The following is a 4,497-nucleotide window of genomic DNA, read 5'->3' as shown; positions in this document are numbered from 1 at the left end:
TGCGGATATTGCCGAGCGCGCGGATATGGTCGCTGCTGAGTTCGGGATAGGCATTGGGGACAATGACGAGCGGGATGCCGCCATCCCAGGCCTTTGAAAAGCTCTCGATCTCGCCGGGATGCTGCTTCTTCGAGTGGATCAGGATCATGTCGGCGCGCCCGCACCACATCGCGGATCGCCTCATGCGCTTCGTTGGGCACCCAGACGGCAGCGAGCTCGCCGGCACGTAAAAGCCGAGCCAGAGTCTGGGCATCGCGCCGATCCGTCTTCACCCGCTCGTTCGGACGTCGCGGCATGGAGGGTGGCGAGATCACCACACAATCGAGCCCGAACCGCCTCAAAAAGCGATAGATGACGAACCCGCACGGGCCGGACTCGTAGCAGATTTTCAGCTTCGCGCCGTCTTTCCCGATACTTGCCAATGCCTTGTGCAGCGCCTCGCCGTCATTCGCGATGGTTCCGAAGAACCGGATTTCCCGGTCTCGGCCTTCGTCGGCGACGGCAATCGATATCGTGTCCCGGTGAACACAAGGCCGATGTATTTCGTTGAAATAGTCATATCTGCTTCCTTCCATTGCACATTTCTCAATGCACAACATCCAGAAGCCCCGCCCGGCGCGGGGCAAGTGACCATCATAGGGTCTCTAAGGCCCTCCTTTGCGAGAATCGGAGCCTGCCGCTCTCCCGCCACGGTATTGGTCAGCTTGCTTCCCAACCCACAGATGCGGAATCGTTTTTCACAGGATCTATTCTATTTTCATAGAAATTCATCGAAGGTTGTCGATTTTCATGAAATCCTGCAATCGGGCGTGCCCTTCATAGATCGGTATCGAAATTTATGGAACCTGGGCAACAGAAGGCATTTCAGAGGCAGTATCGCATTTCACGGGCGCCCGCTACCCGAAGCCGCCATTTGTCGGCGATGCCGGGGTTCTGGATACACCGCTTCGAAGGCCTTGGCATATTCCGTAGGATCGCCGTCAGGCGGCAACGGTGACGTTTGCCGGAAAAAGGCATCGATCCTGTCGATCCAGACGGGATCAGCCGTATCGATCTCCCGCGTTGACAGGTTCGTCTCGCGGCAAAAGATTTGCGTCTTGAAATCGCGGATCATGGCGTAGCCGATCGGAATGCCAGAGGCCGCCGATGCGCCGGCGCCAAGGAACCAAGCCACGAGATTTGGCCTAAGATCGAAGGCGGTCGCGAATTGTGCCGCGGATATAGTTTTTATCGGCACGGACTCCCCTTTTAAGCCGTCGTGGGGAGCGGGTCGGTTCCCTCGCTCAAGATGGCGAGATATCGCCGGTAACTGAACACGCGCCCCCGTTTTCGCCCGGTGATTTCCTCGACGATGCCAAATCGCTCCAGATCAGCAAGCGCCGCGTTGACCGTGGGGGCTGAGAGACCTGTCTTCTGAACGAGTTGGTTGGCCGTCAGGAACGGGTTTTGCTGAAACAGATCGTGGATACGTAGTGCGGAGCCTGCTCGGTCGCTCTCTGTCGTAATCCGTTCGCGATCTTCCTTGAACAGATCGACGATCCGGGTAGCGAACGCCTGATTGGCCGTATCCGCAACGCCAGTGAGGAAGAAATCGAGCCAGGCTTCCCATGCCCCGTGCTCGCGCACCTCTTGAAGGAGACGATAATAGTCGGACCGATGAGTTTTTAGGTAGAGGCTCAAATAGAGCAGCGGCTTGCGCAGCACGCCGTTGACGCACAGGTACAGCGTCACCAGTAAGCGACCGATCCTTCCATTACCGTCAAGGAACGGGTGGATGGTCTCGAATTGGACATGCAGCAGCCCCGCCTTGATGAGGGCGGGCAGTCGCGAGCCGTCCTCGTACATGAAGCGCTCAAGCGCATCGAGACAGGCCTCCATTTCGGTGGCGGCGGCGGCACGAATAGCGCGTTGCCTGGACGTGAGCCGCCGATCCAGTTCTGAGACCGCCGAAACTCTCCGGGATTTTTCGTGCCGCCACGCCCGCTCTGTAGCAGCCGTTGGTGCATCTCGCGGATCAGACGCAGCGACAGCGGCAGGTCATCCAGCCGCTCCAGCCCATACATCATCGCATCGACATAGTTCGAGACTTCGCGGATGTCGTCGATCGGCTGGCCGGCCTGGGCCTCGGTTTCGAAGCGGAGCAGGTCCGAAAGAGTCGATTGCGTGCCCTCGATCTGGGACGAGAGCACGGCTTCCTTCCTCACCTACATATAGAGGAACAGTTCTTGACGCGGGAGCAGCATGGTGATGCCGTCCAGACGCCCCAGGGCACGTTCGGCCAGACTTAGGCGTTCCAAAAGGGCCAACACGTCGATCGGGGGGGCCGGCGGCAGTGGACGAGGCACGAAAGCACGCACGATTTCGCCTGCAGCAGGGGTCTCGACCAAGCGGCCTAGCCGGAGACTGGAAGCTGATTCGAGCATGCTCCATCATGCGGGTGCGGTGCTATTTAAGCAATTGGCGCTTGGCTTAAATAGTGGCTGGACTCAGGTAAGCGCCCTTAAATAACGTAGCGATGCTCAATGGCTGATATGAAGGCGCGTAGCTGTCATTCGTAGGGACAAAATCTCGCAACTGACCGCAGGCGATTCGAACTTTTCTGCCGCCAAACGCCGCCGTTTTTACGCTTTCCACGCATGGGCCGCCCTCCACCTGATGCAAATGTATGTTCGGCGGCCATAGCGTACTGTGAAGGGGCAATCGGCGGTATTTTGCGCCCCAGCGTGGATGAAACTGATAACTACGTTTCCGCTGGAGCGCTATGATATTCTGATCCTCGGTCTGCGAACGCCGCCATGAGCGTCAGAGACTCGCCGAAGCTACTACGATAGACGTCACGTGAAGCCAATCAACACGCCACCCGCCGCGGCGACGAGCATCACGATCCAGGGCACAGCTTTCCACGCCATCAACAGCACGAGCACGACAGTGCCAGGGTAAACTGACGCGCGCCGACAATGGCGCCGGTAAAGACGGGATCGTAGAGCGCTGCGCCGAGAATGCCGACGGCGGTGGCATGGCACCGCTCATCAACGCTTGCGCGCTTTCGCGTTTGCGGAAGCTGTGACGCAATCTCCTGCTTCACCTGCCGGCGGGCCCGCATCACGTCGCGGATCGCCTCGTGCGCTTCGTCGGGCACCCAGAGACGGTGGCGAGTTCACCGGCGCGCAAAAGCTAGGCCAGCGTCTGGGCATCGCGCCGATCGGTCTTCACCCGCTCGTTCGGACGTTGCGACATGGAGGATGGTGAGATCACAACGCAGTCGAGCTCGAGACGCTTCAAGAAGCGATCACGAATCCACACGGGCCGGATTCGCAACAGATCTTTTAGCTTCGCGCCTTCCCGATGTTCACCGACGCTCTGAGCAGCGCGTCGCCGTCATTGGCGATGGTTCCGAAGAACCGGATTTCCCGGTCTCGGCCTTCATCGGCGACCGCAATCGATATCGTGTCCCGGTGAACATCAAGGCCGAGGTATTTCGTTGAAATGGTCATTTTCAGTTTCCTCCCATCGCGCATTTTCCAATGCGCAACATCCACCCCAGCGCGGACTCCCTGTCTTCGCCCTGCTCTCCCCATTCCTTACCGCCTCATGGGCATCCAAGAGGAACGCATGGCCGAAGAAGTCAGGCGTCGCAAAGCCAACCCATAGATGCAATTTGGTAGATGGGGTGGGTCTGACGGGGGATTTGACTGAAATCAACCGACGAGAGAGCAGGGAAGGCAGTATTATTGCGTTGTCTGGTGAAAGCCACTGCGAAAGTAAGCTCGCTCGTCTTGCCCTTTGCCAACCCCTGACCGAAGCTGGCACAACGGGTATTGGGGAGAATGGGCATGGACAAACCCAGTTTCGTGCAGGTTGGGTCTGATGCGATTGAAACCAGGAGCAGGCTGCAGATTACAGGCAATGCCGGGCTCTACTACGTATCCTGGCATCTTTCTCGGCGAGGTTGGCACGTTATGCCAACGGTTCGGAACGCCAGAGGCTCAGATCTTATTGTTACAAACTCGGATGAGACGGTCTATCTGGGCGTGCAATCCAAAGCACTGAGCAAACGAGCACCGGTGCCTCTCGGGCGCAACCTCGATAGCTTGTGCTCTGATTGGTGGATCATCACCATCAACGCCAACAACGAACAGCCGACTTGCTTCGTCATGACCCGTGAGGAGGTAAAGGGCCTCGCATATACTGACCGAGTGATAAAATCCGACAAAGGTCCAGCTCATTGGCTTCAACCGAAAGCCTATGACCGCCCAGAGTACCGAAACGCTTGGCATCGCCTAGACAACGGCTGCTAGAGTGCGCGACTATCGACGACTCTGAGTGTGCTATCACCGGGAAGGCAGATAAGGGTGCAATCGAATGAGCAAGTCTCTGACCATCGATCGATCGCCAGGTGTTGCAGCGGGCCGAAGTTCCGGCTCGGGGTTTGGCAACCTCGCATGGGCGGTTGCAACGTCCGACGACAAGGCGCTTGACCTGAAAGGTCAGATCGCC

The 4,497-nt window shown here is 58.1% G+C and carries 4 protein-coding genes and 3 pseudogenes; 1 reads left to right on the top strand and 6 read right to left on the bottom strand.

Annotated features, from left to right (window positions below):
• The 6 genes and pseudogenes from L4923_RS30530 to L4923_RS30510 form a co-directional block, all read right to left on the bottom strand.
• Positions 1–184, bottom strand: a pseudogene (locus tag L4923_RS30530) (phosphoenolpyruvate phosphomutase); the annotation flags it as partial.
• A gap of 25 nt (positions 185–209) precedes the next feature.
• A pseudogene (locus tag L4923_RS31270) lies at positions 210–575 on the bottom strand (IS110 family transposase); the annotation flags it as partial.
• Between the two features lie 308 nt (positions 576–883).
• On the bottom strand, positions 884–1,237 hold the full coding sequence (locus L4923_RS30525) for a hypothetical protein (RefSeq protein WP_239370841.1): 354 nt from the start codon (positions 1,235–1,237) through the stop codon (positions 884–886).
• 11 nt (positions 1,238–1,248) lie between these two features.
• Positions 1,249–2,423, bottom strand: a pseudogene (locus tag L4923_RS30520) (Fic family protein).
• 485 nt (positions 2,424–2,908) lie between these two features.
• Positions 2,909–3,139, bottom strand: coding sequence for a hypothetical protein (locus L4923_RS30515; protein WP_239370840.1), 231 nt, complete (start codon positions 3,137–3,139; stop codon positions 2,909–2,911).
• 187 nt (positions 3,140–3,326) lie between these two features.
• Entirely contained in the window at positions 3,327–3,494 is a 168-nt protein-coding gene (locus L4923_RS30510; RefSeq protein WP_239370839.1) for a hypothetical protein, read from the bottom strand.
• 339 nt (positions 3,495–3,833) lie between these two features.
• On the opposite strand from L4923_RS30510, the gene L4923_RS30505 reads away from it, so the two are divergent.
• Positions 3,834–4,298 (top strand): hypothetical protein, encoded by a 465-nt coding sequence (locus L4923_RS30505; RefSeq protein ID WP_239370838.1) that lies wholly within the window; start codon positions 3,834–3,836, stop codon positions 4,296–4,298.
• The last annotated feature ends 199 nt before the right edge of the window (positions 4,299–4,497 follow it).

This window comes from Terribium retamae, from assembly GCF_022347545.1.
GTDB classification, from domain to species: domain Bacteria; phylum Pseudomonadota; class Alphaproteobacteria; order Rhizobiales; family Rhizobiaceae; genus Mesorhizobium; species Mesorhizobium retamae.
The sequence above is the reverse complement of the archived record's forward strand: the minus strand, read 5'-3'. Positions and strand labels throughout refer to the sequence as shown.